Raw genomic sequence first — 14781 nt, forward strand, 5'->3', positions numbered from 1 at the left:
CATGAAGCACCCACACGATCCGGCTGCTGCAGCCGGCAGCATCGGCCAGCAGAATGCGGCCGCCACGTTGAAAGCCATCCTGCGCACCTACCCCTGGCAGCTCACCGGCACCTTCTCGCTGGTGGCGCTTGAGAATGCGCTGCTGCTGGCCTATCCGCTGTTCGCCGGTTTCGCGGTGGATGCGATCATCCGTGGCAACGTCGGCCATGCCATTTCCTATGCCGGCGTGGTGCTGTTGTTCTGGCTGGTCGGCGCCGCCCGTCGCGCGGTGGATACGCGCACGTTCACCCGTATCTATGCCGATCTGGCAGTGAACGTGGTGCAGGCGCAGCGACGCATGGGCCAGGCCACCTCCACCTCGGCGGCGCGTGTGGTGCTGGCCCGCGAGTTCGTCGACTTCTTCGAGAAGCACGTGCCGATCATCGCTACGGCGCTGGTCTCCATGTTCGGCGCGGCAGCGATGCTGCTGGCGATCGAACCCCTGGTTGGCGCGGCCAGTCTCATTGCCCTGCTCGGCGCGCTGCTGTTGCTGCCCTCGTTCGCTCGCCGCAACGAGCAGTTGCATGGCCGCCTGAACAATCGGCTGGAGCATGAAATCCGGCTGGTCGACCGGGTCAGCCCATCGGTGCTGCGCCGTCACTACGCCACGTTGTCGCGGCTGCGCATCCTGCTGTCAGATCGCGAAGCAAGTGCCTTCGTGGTGGTCGGCGCGGCGGCCGCGGTGCTGTTCGCCTTGACCATTGGCCGCCTGGCCACAACCGATGGCGTGACCCCGGGCCACGTCTATGCGGTGATGACCTACCTGTGGACCTTTGTCGGCAGCCTAGACGATGCACCGTCGATGGTTGACCAGCTCGCCCGCCTGAAGGACATCGGTCGCCGGGTCAGCCCGGGGATGGACGATGCGGAGAGCGACGCCCGTCCTGGGCCATGAGCCGCCGTCGCCTGTCTAGGCGATTGCCTCCATTGCCGCGGGCAGAGCAACAACGGAGCCGCCCAGCACCTGCCAGACGCCGGCCGCCTTCCCCCAGAAGCGGCAGTACCTGAAGCGGCCGGAGAATGCTGCTCCGTCGATGGTGCCGGCCAGAACTGCAGTGGTGAGCGCAACAGCCGTCTGATCATGCAGGGCGATTTCCACAGATTGCCAGTCGGCCATGCTCAATTTCTGGCGACCGGAACGATGCAGTGCCAGATCGTCCTGCTTGCCAAAGACCTCGCCCGAGGGCCCCACAAAGATCAGGGCGTCCGCAATCAAGGCGTCCAGCGCTGCCACGTCGCTGCTGAGCATCGCGATACGCAGGGCTTCTTCGAGCTGTCGTATTTCAGTGTCCATGCGGGCTCCATAGCGATTGCTGTATCAATGAGGACCTACCATCACTCCCGATGGGCTTCGGGCGCCAGTGTATGGATCACACTACCCTGTGCGTCCAGGAACTCGATTGCACCGTAGCCTTCCGGCGTCACAGTCAGGCGCAGTCTGGCGCGGTCCTGTTGATCGTTCAGCGCGATCGCGGGGGTGCCATCGGCAGCCACTGCCATCTCGATGCGGGTTGGGGTCTGCACGCCGGGAATCAGGCGATTGTCCAGCCGCGGCTCGCGAATCAGCGGCGGGGCCTGGTTGATCGAGAACCGCACGTTCCCGTCAGGCGACACGCGCCAGCCAATGGCATCCATGGCCGGGTGGTCAAGCGCCAGTACGGCCATGCCGCCCTGTACGTCTGCGGTTCCGAAGCCACCACGCTCGCTCCCCTTGTGGTCGTACAGCACCATGCCCGCAACATTGAAGGCCCGCTTGTACTGGATGCCGTCGATGATGGGCGGAGGCGTCTGGCCTGAGAGCGTCATTCGGATCACGCCGTTCTCGTCGACGATGTCGATCCGGCGGGCCGTGATGCGCTCTTTGCCAGCGGCATCCACGCGGGTCTGCGGCGAGGTGCTGACGATCAGCTTCTGCAGCTGCTCGACCGAAGGGCGTTTGGGGCTGGTCGTTTCCGCTGCCCGGGAGGTCACGGAAAGGGAGGAAAGCGCGATGGCGATCGCAATGCGGCTTGCTCGATTCATGGGTTCTCCCAGGACCAGGAATGATTCATGCGCGGGTACCGCACTACGTCGGCCACGTCAGCCACGCACCCGGTTCAACGGCCTGCACGGCGACTGCGCGGTCACGGGCAGCCTTGCGAAGGCGCCCAAGCGGGTCGTCCACTTCTACATACTTGTCCATTCCGCTGATGCCATAGTGAATGGGCACCAGCGTGCGTGCGCCGAGGATCGCCGCCGCTGCCACCGCCTGCTCCGGCGTCAGTACGCCCGGCTGTCCACTTACGGGTTCGCGCCAGCCGAACGTGGCGCCATTGATGGGGAGGAAGGCCACATCGAACGGGCCGAACTGGCGCCCGATACGCCACCAATGGCCGTGCCATTGGGTGTCGCCGCCATGGAAGATGCGTCGGCCGCCCGCTTTTACCACCCAGGACACCTGCGTATCGCCGTAGCCGTCCGATGCCGGTACCGGCGTTGCAGTGAAGTCGCCCAGCAGTTGAGGCTCCCACAGCGCGCTCGGCCGCGCACGTGCGGCTGCGGGTAGCGGCAAGGGCTGCAGGCCGGCTGGATATGCGATTGTTCCCCCTTTGGTCAGCGCCGCCGCTACCGCGTCCGCATCGAAGTGGTCCGAGTGGGTGTGGGTGATCAATACATGGCTTTCGCCCAGCACATCGTTCACCGGCACCAGCCGGTCCGGCAACTCCTTGCCCCATGTTGCGGGATTCACCAGCGGATCAATCAGCAGCGTGCCTTCCGGCAACTGCAGTCGCACCCCTGCCCACGCCAATCGCTGGGCACGCAGGGTGCGCAGTGCCGCCGGTGGTGCAGCGGCGCCGACAGGGACCAGCGCCGCGGCGGCCACACCGGCGCAACTGGCAAGGAAGCGTCTGCGACTACCCAGCGCGGGCCCGCTGACCGGATCGTGCTTCATGCGGTGTGCTCCCTTGCTGCCAGCGCAGCATCCAGGGAGAAGATCGACTGCGCGACGATCGCCGTGAGATTGTGTCCATGCCACTCTCGTTCGAATGCCGTCGGCACGACCCCCGACGCGATGCATTCCTCCAGTCTGATGGTTGCTATCAGTGGCGTGGCTTCCGCTGGTGCGGCTCGCAGCCGGATGTCCACGACGATTTCCTCCATTCGCCGCAGGTAGTGGAGTGCATTGCCCAGCACCGGCGCATCGAATACACCGATATGCCCGCCGACCACCCTGCTGCGCCCGAACTGCTGAATGCGGCCGATGGCGGCGCGCTGCAGTGCCGGGTCTGATCGTGAGAGATAGACGATGTTGCCGACGATGTTGTCGCCAACGCAGACCAGATCGGCGGTCGGTACATCCACGCTCATGTGGTCCATCGTTTTGCCTGGGTTGTACAGGAAGCGCAACTGGTGGCGCCCCCAGCGCATGGCGAAGTTGTCGAACACGATATCCGGATCGCGGTAGAACGATGCCACCGGCCGGTTCTGCGAAAGAAAGGCATGCCGGTGATGGCGGTGCGCCAGGGTCAACGCCTCCGGAAAGAGCGTCATGCCGCAGATGTGGTCGCCCATGAAATGGGTGGCGGCAACCAGCCGAACCCTTTTGCCCATCTGCCCCTGCAGCACCTCCCGCAACCAGGCGGCATCCTCCTCGCTGCCCAGCGCATCCACCAGCAGCACCTGGTCACCGTTTACGAATGCGGTAGCGACCGATTCAACCTGGTCACCGACGAACATCAGCACATCTTGGGCGAGCTCCTGAATACGCACGGCGGACTTTCCCGGTGGGAGGATGTGCATCATCGCCAGCCCATGCAGCGCCCGACAAACGAGTAGTTCTGCGCTTCGCATTAGAAAAATTCATGCGCTACGATGGCAGTGCCCCTGCCCTGGAAGGCGCTCGTGAAAGCCCGCCCCACTGCTCCACTGAATGCGCTGCGCACGTTCGAAGCAGCTGCCCGCCACCTCAGCTTCAATCGGGCGGCGCGCGAGTTGTTCGTCACCCCGGCTGCGGTCAGCCACCAGGTCAAACACCTCGAGGCTTATCTGGGTGTAAGCCTGTTCCAGCGCACTAACCGCGCCGTCGCACTCACTTCGGAGGGTGCGGCGCTGGCAACAACGGTCGGCGAGTTGCTTGGGCAGTTGGACCTGGCGCTGGACCGCGCCAGGACGCGAGCACCGCACGAGCTGCGAGTGACAACCATGGAATCGTTTGCCGCGAAATGGCTGGCCGCAAGGCTGCACCTGTTTCACCATGCGCACCCCAACGTCCGGGTGCGCATCGACACCGGCAATGAACATGCTGACTTCCTGCGCGGAGGCTTCGATGTAGGCATCCGCTACGGCGCGGGCAGCTACACCGGCGTACACGCAGAACTGCTGATGAAGGCGCCAGTGTTTCCGGTGTGCTCGCCAACGCTGTTGGCTGACACTGCGCGCAGGCTGCAGCAGCCAGATGATCTGCGCCACTACACATTGCTGCACGATGAAAGTGCCACGGGCCGCCCTGGCGTGCCCGCATGGTCGCACTGGCTGATGGCTGCGGGCGCTACCAACGTCAACGCCAGCGCCGGGCCCGTTTTTCCCAGCATCTATCTTGCACAGGAAGCAGCGGTGGCGGGCCACGGCGTGGCGCTCGGCGTAGCGCCGCTGGTGGAAGATGATCTTCGACAAGGCAGGCTGGTGAAACCCTTCAGCCTGGAGCTGGAGAACCGTTACGCATTCTGGTTGATCTGCCGGGAAGTGGCTCAGGATCGCCCCGAGGTGGAGGCGTTCTGCAAATGGCTGGCAGAGGAATAATTGAGTGACCGGCCACGGCAGTGCCCACGCGTCTTACGGTAGTTCGTGGGGAAAAGGCAGGCGAACATAGGGAAGATCCTTCATCTGCGACGCGCCGAACGCTTTGTAGTTGGCGCGCCCCTGCGTCAGGCTGAGACATCCGTTTGGGCCGTCGCGTACGACGTCCGCGTCGTAGTCGTCCTGTCCATCGTCTTCCCAGAAACAGACAGCGCATATTCTGAACGTCCCGCGCTCGTCGAGTGTCCTGTGGCCGCAGCACGGACAGCGCAGCGGAAGATCCGGGGTCTGCACCAATTGCACTGACATTTGAGCCAAGCACTCATCGCCCGCACGCATCCGGTAGTGCTCCACCCATTCCATGGATTGTGCGATACCGCCGAAGGGAAACAGATGAGGGCTGACCTGCCCATGGGCTTCGGTCAACCCGTCCACCAGGCGATCCACGAACACATCCGCCCCTGCGCTTCCCAGCAGGCGGCCGAGCGAGACGCCGTAGCGGGACAACATAGAAGTGCTTGCAGACACGCCGCACATCGCCGCATAGCGTACAAGTCGCGCGATGCTGGCGGGCCCTGGAATGCCGACCAGCACCGGATGGGTGATGCCACGCGCGCGCAGTTCATTCAACCAGGTCAGCACGACGTCGGCATCGAATGCGAACTGGGTGATGACAAGCGGTGCCATGCCCCGCGCTTCGATGCGCTGGCACTTGCGTTCAAGCACGCGCCACCGATCGGCGCTGGTCATCACCGGATGACCTTGCGGATGCCCGCCCACACCCACGACCTTGATGCCGGCGCGCTCGAGGACACCGCTCTCGATGATCGATGCACTGTCGGCGAACGGTCCGGCAGGTGTGGACAGATCACCCGCAATCACCAGACAGCGCTCAACGCCGGCGTCGATGACGGCACGGTCGATGAAGTGCTCAAGCGCTGCCCGCGAGCCGATGCGGCGTGCGGACAGGTGTGGCATCGGCTCGAAACCCAGTTCGCGCACTGTGCGTGCCGCAGCCAGTCGCGCAGTGTCGTCCTCGCTCGGCAGGTAGGGAATGGAGATGGTCGCGCCCTGTGCCATGCGCGCAGCCTCGGCGCGCAGCGCAGGCATGGCCTTGGCACTCACCTCCAATGAAACGGCGCTGACGAAGGCCTGCGCCCGCTGCGCGAGGTCAGCAGGCCCGTTCGGTGGCGGCCGCAAACGGCCGATGCCACCTGACATCAGCCGGCTCCGCGCAGGTTGCCGGCGCTGGTGGAGCTGTGCCGTGCCAGCTCGACAAACGCCTGCAGGTAATCGATGCCGGTATCCGCCTCGCGCGCACCCAGATAGATCTGCTTGGGAATGCCTTTGGCGCCCAGCCGTACCGGCACCACGTCCATGCGGGCGGCGTACTCTTCCACCAGCCAGCGCGGCATGGCGGCCACGCCACGGCCACTGGCCACCATCTGCATCATGATGTCGGTGGTTTCAATGGCCTTGTGCCGCCGTGGCGTGATGCCGGCCGGCAGCAGGAACTGGTTGTAGATGTCCAGCCGCTCGAACGGCACCGGGTAGCTGATCAGCACTTCCTGGCTGAGCTGGCGGGGCTTTACGTAGTCCACCTTGGCCAGCGCGTGGCCCTTGGCCACCACCAGCACCTGTTCGTAATCGAACACGGGGACGAACTTCAGGCCTGGCTTCAACAGGGGGTCGGGCGTGACCAGCAGGTCGATTTCATAGCCGAACAGCGCGCCGATGCCGCCGAACTGGAACTTCTGCTTGACGTCCACATCCACGTCCGGCCAGGCGGCCAGATAAGGCGAGACGATCTTCAGCAGCCACTGATAGCAGGGGTGGCATTCCATGCCGATGCGCAGTGCGCCGCGCTCGCCCTGCGCAAACTGGCCCAACCGTTCCTCGGCCAGGTCCAGCTGCGGCAGCACCCGGTTGGCGACCGCAAGCAGGTATTGCCCGGCTTGGGTCAGCCGCAAGCTGCGGCCTTCGCGCAGCCAGACGTTGGTGCCCAGCTGCTGCTCCAGCTTCTTCATGCTGTGGCTCAGGGCCGACTGGGTCAGGTTGAGCACGCCTGCGGCAGCGGTCAGCGAGCCTTGCTGCTCGACCTGCTGCACGATGCTGAGATGGATCCGCTCCAACATGGCGATGAATCTCACTCATGGATTGGTGAAGTAATACCATTTTACGTCATGGGAAGGGCTGGCTAGCATCGGCTCATGCCTTCGGATGCCTGCCAGCCCGGCCCCCCGCCGGCCTGCAGCACTGCGCCCCTGCAGATCACCCCGAAGGAGCCCCTCCCCAGCTGAAAGCGAAGAGATGACCCGCCCCCTCCGTATCGTCGCCGTTTCCGGCGGGCTGCAGCGCCCCTCAAGGGCCGCGGCCCTGGCCGAGCACCTGCTGGACCTGATCGGCGAAGGCGTGCCCTGCGATCAGCACCTGATTGAACTGGGTGAACTGGCGCCGCAGTTGGCCGGTGCGCTCTGGCGCTCGCAGTTGCCCGAGACCGTGGAGCGGCAGCTGGCCGCTGTCGAGCAGGCCGATGTACTGGTGGTGGCCACGCCGGTCTACCGCGGCTCGTACACCGGCCTGTTCAAGCACTTCTTCGATTTCATCGACCAGGACGCGCTGATCGATACCCCCATCCTGCTCGCCGCCACCGGCGGCAGCGAGCGCCACGCGCTGATGATCGACCACCAGCTGCGACCGCTCTTCAGCTTCTTCCAGGCCCGCACCCTGCCCTTGGGCGTCTACGCGACCGACCGCGATTTCGCCGAAGGCCGCGTGCACGACGAAGCGCTGATCCAGCGGGCGCGCCTGGCGGTACAGCGGGCGATGCCGTTGCTCGCCCTCTCCCATCGCGCAGCACCTGCTCCCCTTGTGGCTGCTGCCGCTCTCTGAATGCCGACTGCCATCGACCTGCATTCGGATGTCACCCCGCAAACCGGAACGCCGCCCATGACGACCAGCAATTTCACCTTCAGCATCAGCCGTATTCCTTTCAACGAGGACTACCAGCCTGCTGATGGCACGCGCATCACCACCAACTTCGCCAACCTGGCGCGCGGCGAATCGCGCCAGGAGAACCTGCGCAACACGCTCGGCATGATCAACAACCGCTTCAATGATCTCGCGCACTGGGACAACCCGAGCGCGGACCGCTATGTCGTCGAGCTGGACATCATCTCGGTGGAGATGCACATCGATGGCGGCGACGGCGGCGATACGTTCCCGTTGATCGAGATGCTGCGGCCGACCATCGTCGACACCCTCACCGGTACGCGCACCGAAGGCATTGTCGGCAACAACTTCTCGTCGTATGTGCGCGACTACGATTTCAGCGTGGTACTGCCTGCCAGCAACGAGGGCAAGGCCACCTTCGGCATTCCCGACGGATTTGGCGATCTGCACGGCAAGCTGTTCCAGCACTTCCTGGAGTCAGAGGCCTATCGTGCGAACTTCAGCAAGGCGCCGGTCATCTGCATCAGCGTCTCCAGCAGCAAGACCTACCACCGCACCGAGAACCACCATCCCATCCTGGGCGTGGAGTACCGGCAAGGCGAGTTCTCCCCCACCGACCAGTACTTCGACAAGATGGGGCTGAAGGTGCGCTACTTCATGCCGCCGGGCAGCGTCGCGCCGCTGGCGATCTACTTCCAGGGCGACCTGCTGGGCGATTACTCGAACCTGGAACTGATCGGCACCATCAGCACGATGGAGGCCTTCCAGAAGATCTACCGCCCCGAGATCTACAACGCCAATTCCGTGGCCGGCAAGGTCTACCAGCCCAGCCTGAAGCACCAGGACTACTCCTCCACCCGCATCGTCTACGACCGCGAGGAGCGCAGCCAGCTCGCGGTCAAGCAGGGAAAGTTCACTGAAGAGCACTTCATCAAGCCGCACCGCGCCGTGCTTGAGCAGTGGGCCGCCCGCTGATCCATCGATTTTCCATTCGCCCCCCAGGACACAAGACGCAATGTCGACGAAGAAACTGCTCCCCACCTCCACCGCAGGCAGCCTGCCCAAGCCCTCCTGGCTGGCCGAGCCCGAGAAGCTCTGGTCGCCCTGGAAGCTGCAGGATGAAGCGCTGAATGAAGGCAAGCAGGACGCCCTGCGCCTGTCCCTGCAGGAACAGCAGCATGCCGGCATCGACATTGTCAGTGATGGCGAACAGACGCGGCAGCACTTCGTCACCACCTTCATCGAACACCTCAACGGCGTCGATTTCGGGAAGCGCGAAACCGTCCGCATCCGCAACCGTTACGACGCCAGCGTGCCCACCGTGGTGAGCGCTGTCAGCCGCCCGAAGCCGGTGTTTGTGGAAGATGCGAAGTTCCTGCGCAGGCAGACCACGCAGCCGATCAAATGGGCGCTGCCGGGCCCGATGACCATGATCGACACCCTGTATGACGCGCACTACAGGAGCCGCGAAAAGCTGGCTTGGGAGTTCGCGAAGATCCTCAACGAGGAAGCGAAGGAACTGGAGGCCGCCGGCGTGGACATCATCCAGTTCGATGAGCCCGCCTTCAATGTGTTCTTCGACGAAGTGAACGATTGGGGTGTAGCCGCCCTGGAGCGCGCGGTCGAAGGGCTCAAGTGCGAAACCGCGGTGCATATCTGCTATGGCTACGGCATCAAGGCCAACACCGACTGGAAGCAGACGCTGGGTTCGGAGTGGCGCCAGTATGAAGAATCGTTCCCGAAGCTGCAGACCTCCAGCATCGACATCATTTCGCTGGAGTGCCACAACTCGCATGTGCCGATTGACCTGATCGAGCTGGTACGCGGCAAGAAGGTGATGGTCGGTGCCATCGACGTGGCCTCCAATACGGTTGAAACGCCGGAAGATGTGGCCAACACCCTGCGCAAGGCGCTGCAGTTCGTGGACGCTGACAAGCTCTACCCCAGCACCAACTGCGGCATGGCGCCGCTGTCGCGTGAGGTGGCACGGGGCAAGCTGCGCGCGCTCAGTGCGGGCGCACAGATCATCCGCGAGGAGCTTCTGGCACAGGGCTGAGAGGGAGGGCGCATGCTGTCGAACGCGCCCGGCTTCCCCAGGAAAAGGCCGCGCGCCAGCGCGGGAGCCCTCCACTCCCGCACTGGCGCCGCCTCCCCTGCTCCTGCGCCCCACACTCAGCGTTGCTGATCCTTCAGGAACAGCCACGTAATCAACGTGGCATCCGGCCCCTTGGGATCGGTGAACGGCAGCCCGGACTGGCTGCCGCTCCAGGCATGCCCCATGCCCTGTACCACGTAATGCTGGGCCAGCGTCCTGCCACCGTAGGTGTAGGTGTCGACCGTGTAGGCGCGCCCACCCGGCACGTGGCCGTGGAAGGTGTTGGTCGGCACATACTTCACCGAGTCGTTGTCCAGGCCATCGTCGGCCAGGTCATTGGTCTGCAGGAACTGGCGCACGGCCTGCTGTCCGTTCACCGGGTTCACGGTGGCGTCGGCGGTGCCATGGAACACCAGCACCGGGATCGGTCGCGGTGACGGCGAGCCCGAGCACTGCCAGGCCAGTCGCCCGTTGCTGTCCGGTGAGTAGATGCTGCCGGCCAACAGCGCGTAGGCGCTGCCGGAGATCGTGGTCGCACCCTTGTACATGCCACCGGAATGGATCGCGCCCGCAGCGAACACATCCGAATAACAGGCCAGCATGATCGAGGTCATCGCCCCGCCAGCGGAAATGCCGGTGACGTACACGCGATGCGGATCGATGCTGTAGCCCGCTTTCACCTTGTCCACGATGCCGACCAGGATCGAGGCCTCGCCACTGTCGCGCGCCTGGTTGATCGGCAACTGCCAGTTCCAGCAGCGCGCAGGATTGGAGGTTACGTTCTGCCGCGGGTAGACCACGATGAAGCCCTCGGTGTCGGCCACCTCGTTGAAGCCGGAGGCCTCGCCCATCAGGTTCGGCCCGGTCACGCAGCCATGCAGCACCAGCAACAGGGGCAGCGGCTGCGTTTGGTCGTAGCCGGCGGGCACCCATACCTGGTACTCGCGGGCGCCGAACAGATTGCCGTACAGGCCAACATCCCAATGCCCGGGTGGGTCTGCCGCAGATGCGGTGCCCGTCGTGGCCAGCCAGGTGCACAGCAGCAGCGCCTTGATTGAATCGATTCCAGATTTCATGACCAGATCCTCATGCGTGAGTCGTGGATGAAGTGGTACCGGAAATCCTCTTGGACCGACCTTCCAGAGGGTGCTGCGACGCCGCTGTCAAACCCAGCCGGTGGCGTAATAGATGCCGATCACCACGAACACCGCGAGGGTCTTGATGATGGTTACTGCGAAAATGTCCTTGTAGGCCTGGCGATGGGTCAGCCCGGTCACCATCAGCAGGGTGATGACCGCACCGTTGTGCGGCAGGCTGTCCATGCCGCCGGATGCCATCGCCGCAACACGGTGCAGCACCTCCATCGGGATGCCGGCGGCCTGTGCGTTGGCGATGAAGGTCTCCGACATTGCCGCCAGGGCGATGCTCATGCCGCCCGATGCCGAGCCGGTGACGCCGGCCAGGCCGGTGACGGTGACCGCTTCGTGCAGCAACGGATCCTTGATGGAACCCAGCGCGTTGGCCACCACCATGAAACCCGGCAGCGCGGCGATGACCGCGCCGAAGCCATATTCCGAGGCGGTGTTCATGGCTGCCAGCACTGCGCCACCGATCGCCGCCTTGGTGCCCTCTGCAAACTGGGTGACCACCGGACGCCAGGCCAGCGCCAGCACCGACAGGATGCCAACCAGCAGCGCACCCAGCACGGCCCAGATCGCGGTGATCTTCGCCACGTCCTGTACCACGGACGCGGCGCTGCCCATGATCGACGGTACGAAGCTGTGCTCGGCGCCGTACCAGTGCGGCATGCCGAGGGTGAACAGCTTGTTGGAGACGAACACCAGCAGCAGCGGCAGCACGGCAATGCCCGCATGTGCCAGGTGGGTGCCGGCGAACGATGTGGGCTCGTTCACCAGGGTGGCCGCATCGCCGTAGCCTTCGCCGTTGCGCAGCGCAACGCGACGGCGCCACTCGAGGTAGGCCATGCCAACCGCCAGCACGAAGATGCCGCCAAGCGTGCCCAGCACGGGTGCCGCCCAGGTATCGGTGCCGAAGAACGTGGTTGGAATGATGTTCTGGATCTGCGGCGTACCCGGCAGCGCATCCATGGTGAAGCTGAAACCGCCCACCGCCAGCGTGGCCGGAATCAGGCGCTTGGGGATGTTGCTCTGGCGGAACATTTCTGCCGCGAACGGGTAGACCGCGAACACCACCACGAACAAGGACACGCCGCCATAGGTCAGCAGGCCCGACACCAGCACGATCGACAGCATTGCCCGCTGCGGTCCGAACAACCGGATCGCCGCGCCGACGATGGATCCGGAGAAGCCGGACAGCTCGATCAGCTTGCCGAATACCGCACCCAGCAGGAACACAGGAAAGTAGAGCTTGAGGAAGCCGACCATCCTGTCCATGAACAAGCCGGTGAACATCGGCGCCACCAGCGAGGGATCGGTCAGCAGCACAGCGCCCAGTGCGGCGATGGGCGCGAACAGGATCACGCTGTAACCGCGGTATGCCACCAGAATGAGGAAGGCCAGCGCTGCAAGTACGATCAGTAACGACATACGGCGCTTCCAGGTGGGGACGCACCCAGTATCCGGATCTGGCGACCGCTGCCGACTGGACCTAGGTCCACTCGCCGGGGTGCCACGGCGTCGCTAGCCTATGCAGCATGGGTGGCAATGGGCCATCTGCCTTGGGGGAGGACCGAATGAAACGGAATTGCTTGAGCCTGATGATCGGCACGCTGTTGGCCACCGGGCCGGTTCTGGCGCAGGAAGCACCGCAGGGCACGCCGGCGGCAGGCCGGACCGCTTCGGCGACCAACCTGGACAGCATCACGGTGACCGCGCGCAAGCGCGAGGAAACCCTGCAGGAGGTGCCGGTTGCCGTCACCGCTTTCACTTCCGAAGCCTTGGACAAGATGAATGTCCAGGACATCAGCGACCTGGATGGACAGGTGCCCAACCTGACCATCTATGCGGCGCGCGGAGCCAGCAGCACGGTCACGGCCTACATCCGCGGCGTCGGCCAGTCCGATCCCACCTGGGGCGCTGACCCGGGCGTGGGCATCTACCTGGACGACGTCTACATCGCCCGCCCGCAGGGTGCCTTGCTGGACGTGTTCGACGTCTCGCGCATCGAGGTGCTGCGCGGCCCGCAGGGTACGCTGTACGGCAAGAACACCATCGGCGGTGCCATCAAATACATCTCGCGCGGCCTGCCCACCCAGACCGAAGGCTTTGCCCAGATCACCGTGGGCAACTACAGCCAACTGGACGCCAAGGCGGCGATCGGCGGCCCGATCGGTGGCGCCGACAGCGGTCTGCGCGCCCGCGTGGCAGTGGCCAGCATGAATCGTGACGGCTTCGGCGAGAACACGTTCACCAACCAGCCGGTGAGTGACAAGCAGATCAATGCGGCACGCTTCAACCTGGGTGCGTATGCCGGCGATGATTTCGATGTGCAGTTCGCCCTGGACTGGATCGATGACCAGTCCGGCATGCGCGGTTCGAAGATGCTGGCGCCCAATCCATTCGTGCGCGCCTACCCGCCGATGGATGACCGCTACGACATCCGCTCGGGCATGCGCAACCTCAACAGCGTGGAGACCAAGGGTGCCTCGGCCACGGTGAACTGGCGGCCCAGCGAAGATGTCGCACTGAAGTACGTGGTGGCCAAGCGCGAATCGGACAGCGATGCGAACATCGACTTCGACAGCACGCCGGTCAAGCTGGCCGATGTGGGCGGCACCTACCACGACGACCAGGTCAGCAACGAGGTGCAGCTGAACTACGATGCCGGTGGACGCGTGCGCGGCGTGGTCGGCTTGTACCAGTTCAGTGGCGAAGCCGGCGGCCAGATCCGCAACAACTTCTTCAACCTGCAGTTCGGCGACACCCGCGGCAAGGTGCTGACCGACAGCATCGCGCTGTATGCCGATTGGACCTTCGACCTGGCCAGCAAGCTCAAGCTGGACGTCGGCGCCCGCTACACCGACGAGGACAAGCGCGCGATCGTGTTGAACCGCTTCTACTCGGATGCGACGTTCACGCGCCCGATCGCCATCGCCGCCGATTTCGACAAGAAGACCAACTTCAAGAACGTCTCGCCCAAGGTGTCGCTGGACTACCAGATCACCCCCGACATCATGGTCTACGGCCTCGCCACGCGTGGCTTCAAGTCCGGTGGCTACAACATCCGCGCCAATGCCGTGGCGGTGCCGCGCTCGGCCGAACCGTTCGATGACGAGACCGTGGACAGCTTCGAGATCGGCAGCAAGATGGCCTTCCTCGACCAGCGCCTGTTCCTGAACCTGTCGGCGTTCCACAACAAGTACAAGGACATCCAGCTGTCGGTGTTCACCGGCATCGATACCAATGGCGATGGCGTCGACGATGCCTTCTTCGGCGACTTCACCAATGCCGGCGCCGGTACCATCAACGGCCTGGAGATCGAGTACCAGTACCTGCCCAGCCAGCACTGGCTGATCTCCGGCAACCTGGCCTGGCTGGATGCCAAGTATGACGAGTACATGGATCGTGGCGTCAACGTGGCCAAGCAGATGAAGTTCACCAACGCACCGGACTTCTCGGGCGCGTTGAACGTGGAGTACCGCACCGATCTGGCCAATGGCAGCAACCTGTCCGCTCGGGTGAGCTACAGCTACCAGAGCGAAGTGTGGCCAACCACCGACCTGAGCCCGGTGATCCGCCAGGATGGCTACGGGCTGGTCAATGCCGGCGTGATCTGGAAGCTCGACGATGCCTGGACCTTCTCGCTGCAGGGCACCAACCTGGCCGACAAGGAATACCGCACCACCGGTTACAACATTCCGGCGGTCGGCACGCTGATTGGTTTCTATGGGCCGCCGCGCCAATATAGCCTCAGCGTCCGTTACGATTTCTAGGAAGCGT

Annotated in this window: 14 protein-coding genes and 1 pseudogene; 6 read left to right on the top strand and 9 right to left on the bottom strand. The window is 64.2% G+C overall.

What is annotated here, in order from left to right:
- Position 1: 1 nt before the first annotated feature.
- Positions 2-934 carry an ABC transporter six-transmembrane domain-containing protein gene (locus HFK18_RS16955; protein WP_180167131.1) on the top strand — a complete coding sequence of 311 codons (933 nt, stop codon included), beginning with the start codon at positions 2-4 and terminating at the stop codon, positions 932-934.
- Between the two features lie 15 nt (positions 935-949).
- On the opposite strand, the gene HFK18_RS16960 is transcribed toward HFK18_RS16955, so the two are convergent.
- From HFK18_RS16960 to HFK18_RS16975, 4 genes are read right to left on the bottom strand one after another with little or no spacing between them, the layout of a single operon-like run.
- Positions 950-1333, bottom strand: a complete 384-nt coding sequence (locus HFK18_RS16960; RefSeq protein ID WP_180167132.1) for a nuclear transport factor 2 family protein — start codon at positions 1331-1333, stop codon at positions 950-952.
- 41 nt (positions 1334-1374) lie between these two features.
- Positions 1375-2061, bottom strand: a complete 687-nt coding sequence (locus HFK18_RS16965) for a hypothetical protein (protein ID WP_180167133.1) — start codon at positions 2059-2061, stop codon at positions 1375-1377.
- Positions 2062-2104: 43 nt separating this feature from the next.
- Positions 2105-2971, bottom strand: coding sequence for an MBL fold metallo-hydrolase (locus HFK18_RS16970; protein WP_180167134.1), 867 nt, complete (start codon positions 2969-2971; stop codon positions 2105-2107).
- Complete coding sequence (locus HFK18_RS16975; RefSeq protein ID WP_180167135.1) at positions 2968-3822, bottom strand: MBL fold metallo-hydrolase; 855 nt, start codon at positions 3820-3822, stop codon at positions 2968-2970. The genes HFK18_RS16970 and HFK18_RS16975 overlap by 4 nt, the downstream gene beginning before the upstream one ends.
- A 99-nt stretch (positions 3823-3921) precedes the next feature.
- Here HFK18_RS16975 and gcvA point away from each other — a divergent pair, with 99 nt between their 5' ends.
- Complete coding sequence (gcvA, locus tag HFK18_RS16980; protein WP_180167136.1) at positions 3922-4818, top strand: transcriptional regulator GcvA; 897 nt, start codon at positions 3922-3924, stop codon at positions 4816-4818.
- 33 nt (positions 4819-4851) lie between these two features.
- On the opposite strand, the gene HFK18_RS21960 is transcribed toward gcvA, so the two are convergent.
- The 3 genes and pseudogenes from HFK18_RS21960 to HFK18_RS16990 all read right to left on the bottom strand — a co-directional run bounded on the left by HFK18_RS21960 (position 4852) and on the right by HFK18_RS16990 (position 6950).
- Complete coding sequence (locus HFK18_RS21960; protein ID WP_306669847.1) at positions 4852-5178, bottom strand: CPCC family cysteine-rich protein; 327 nt, start codon at positions 5176-5178, stop codon at positions 4852-4854.
- A pseudogene (locus tag HFK18_RS16985) lies at positions 5155-6036 on the bottom strand (methylenetetrahydrofolate reductase); the annotation flags it as partial. The pseudogene HFK18_RS16985 and the gene HFK18_RS21960, both read right to left, overlap by 24 nt.
- On the bottom strand, positions 6036-6950 hold the full coding sequence (locus tag HFK18_RS16990) for a LysR family transcriptional regulator (RefSeq protein ID WP_180167138.1): 915 nt from the start codon (positions 6948-6950) through the stop codon (positions 6036-6038). The gene HFK18_RS16990 and the pseudogene HFK18_RS16985, both read right to left, overlap by 1 nt.
- Positions 6951-7125: 175 nt before the next feature.
- On the opposite strand from HFK18_RS16990, the gene msuE reads away from it, so the two are divergent.
- From msuE to HFK18_RS17005, 3 genes are read left to right on the top strand one after another with little or no spacing between them, the layout of a single operon-like run.
- Positions 7126-7707 carry an FMN reductase gene (msuE, locus tag HFK18_RS16995; RefSeq protein WP_180167139.1) on the top strand — a complete coding sequence of 194 codons (582 nt, stop codon included), beginning with the start codon at positions 7126-7128 and terminating at the stop codon, positions 7705-7707.
- A gap of 57 nt (positions 7708-7764) precedes the next feature.
- Positions 7765-8742, top strand: coding sequence for a DUF1852 domain-containing protein (locus tag HFK18_RS17000; RefSeq protein ID WP_180167140.1), 978 nt, complete (start codon positions 7765-7767; stop codon positions 8740-8742).
- A 40-nt stretch (positions 8743-8782) separates the two neighbouring features.
- Positions 8783-9823, top strand: coding sequence for a methionine synthase (locus HFK18_RS17005; RefSeq protein WP_180167141.1), 1041 nt, complete (start codon positions 8783-8785; stop codon positions 9821-9823).
- A 116-nt stretch (positions 9824-9939) separates the two neighbouring features.
- Here the strand turns inward: HFK18_RS17005 and HFK18_RS17010 are convergent, their stop codons facing one another.
- Positions 9940-10938 carry a PHB depolymerase family esterase gene (locus HFK18_RS17010; protein WP_180167142.1) on the bottom strand — a complete coding sequence of 333 codons (999 nt, stop codon included), beginning with the start codon at positions 10936-10938 and terminating at the stop codon, positions 9940-9942.
- 87 nt (positions 10939-11025) lie between these two features.
- A complete protein-coding gene (locus HFK18_RS17015; protein ID WP_180167143.1) occupies positions 11026-12429 on the bottom strand; it encodes a GntP family permease in 1404 nt (467 codons plus the stop codon).
- 170 nt (positions 12430-12599) lie between these two features.
- Here HFK18_RS17015 and HFK18_RS17020 point away from each other — a divergent pair, with 170 nt between their 5' ends.
- Entirely contained in the window at positions 12600-14774 is a 2175-nt protein-coding gene (locus HFK18_RS17020) for a TonB-dependent receptor (RefSeq protein ID WP_180167459.1), read from the top strand.
- Positions 14775-14781 lie beyond the last annotated feature (7 nt).

It is taken from the genome of Stenotrophomonas sp. SbOxS2 (genome assembly GCF_013416715.1).
Classification (GTDB): domain Bacteria; phylum Pseudomonadota; class Gammaproteobacteria; order Xanthomonadales; family Xanthomonadaceae; genus Stenotrophomonas; species Stenotrophomonas lactitubi.

Excerpts from the sequence above, each read along its gene's own strand:
- HFK18_RS16955 (WP_180167131.1), top strand. The coding sequence starts at position 2 with ATGAAGCACCCACACGATCCGGCTGCTGCAGCCGGCAGCATCGGCCAG.
- HFK18_RS16960 (WP_180167132.1), bottom strand. The coding sequence starts at position 1,333 with ATGGACACTGAAATACGACAGCTCGAAGAAGCCCTGCGTATCGCGATG.
- HFK18_RS16965 (WP_180167133.1), bottom strand. The coding sequence starts at position 2,061 with ATGAATCGAGCAAGCCGCATTGCGATCGCCATCGCGCTTTCCTCCCTT.
- HFK18_RS16970 (WP_180167134.1), bottom strand. The coding sequence starts at position 2,971 with ATGAAGCACGATCCGGTCAGCGGGCCCGCGCTGGGTAGTCGCAGACGC.
- HFK18_RS16975 (WP_180167135.1), bottom strand. The coding sequence starts at position 3,822 with ATGATGCACATCCTCCCACCGGGAAAGTCCGCCGTGCGTATTCAGGAG.
- HFK18_RS21960 (WP_306669847.1), bottom strand. The coding sequence starts at position 5,178 with ATGGAATGGGTGGAGCACTACCGGATGCGTGCGGGCGATGAGTGCTTG.
- HFK18_RS16990 (WP_180167138.1), bottom strand. The coding sequence starts at position 6,950 with ATGTTGGAGCGGATCCATCTCAGCATCGTGCAGCAGGTCGAGCAGCAA.
- msuE (WP_180167139.1), top strand. The coding sequence starts at position 7,126 with ATGACCCGCCCCCTCCGTATCGTCGCCGTTTCCGGCGGGCTGCAGCGC.
- HFK18_RS17000 (WP_180167140.1), top strand. The coding sequence starts at position 7,765 with ATGACGACCAGCAATTTCACCTTCAGCATCAGCCGTATTCCTTTCAAC.
- HFK18_RS17005 (WP_180167141.1), top strand. The coding sequence starts at position 8,783 with ATGTCGACGAAGAAACTGCTCCCCACCTCCACCGCAGGCAGCCTGCCC.
- HFK18_RS17010 (WP_180167142.1), bottom strand. The coding sequence starts at position 10,938 with ATGAAATCTGGAATCGATTCAATCAAGGCGCTGCTGCTGTGCACCTGG.
- HFK18_RS17015 (WP_180167143.1), bottom strand. The coding sequence starts at position 12,429 with ATGTCGTTACTGATCGTACTTGCAGCGCTGGCCTTCCTCATTCTGGTG.
- HFK18_RS17020 (WP_180167459.1), top strand. The coding sequence starts at position 12,600 with ATGATCGGCACGCTGTTGGCCACCGGGCCGGTTCTGGCGCAGGAAGCA.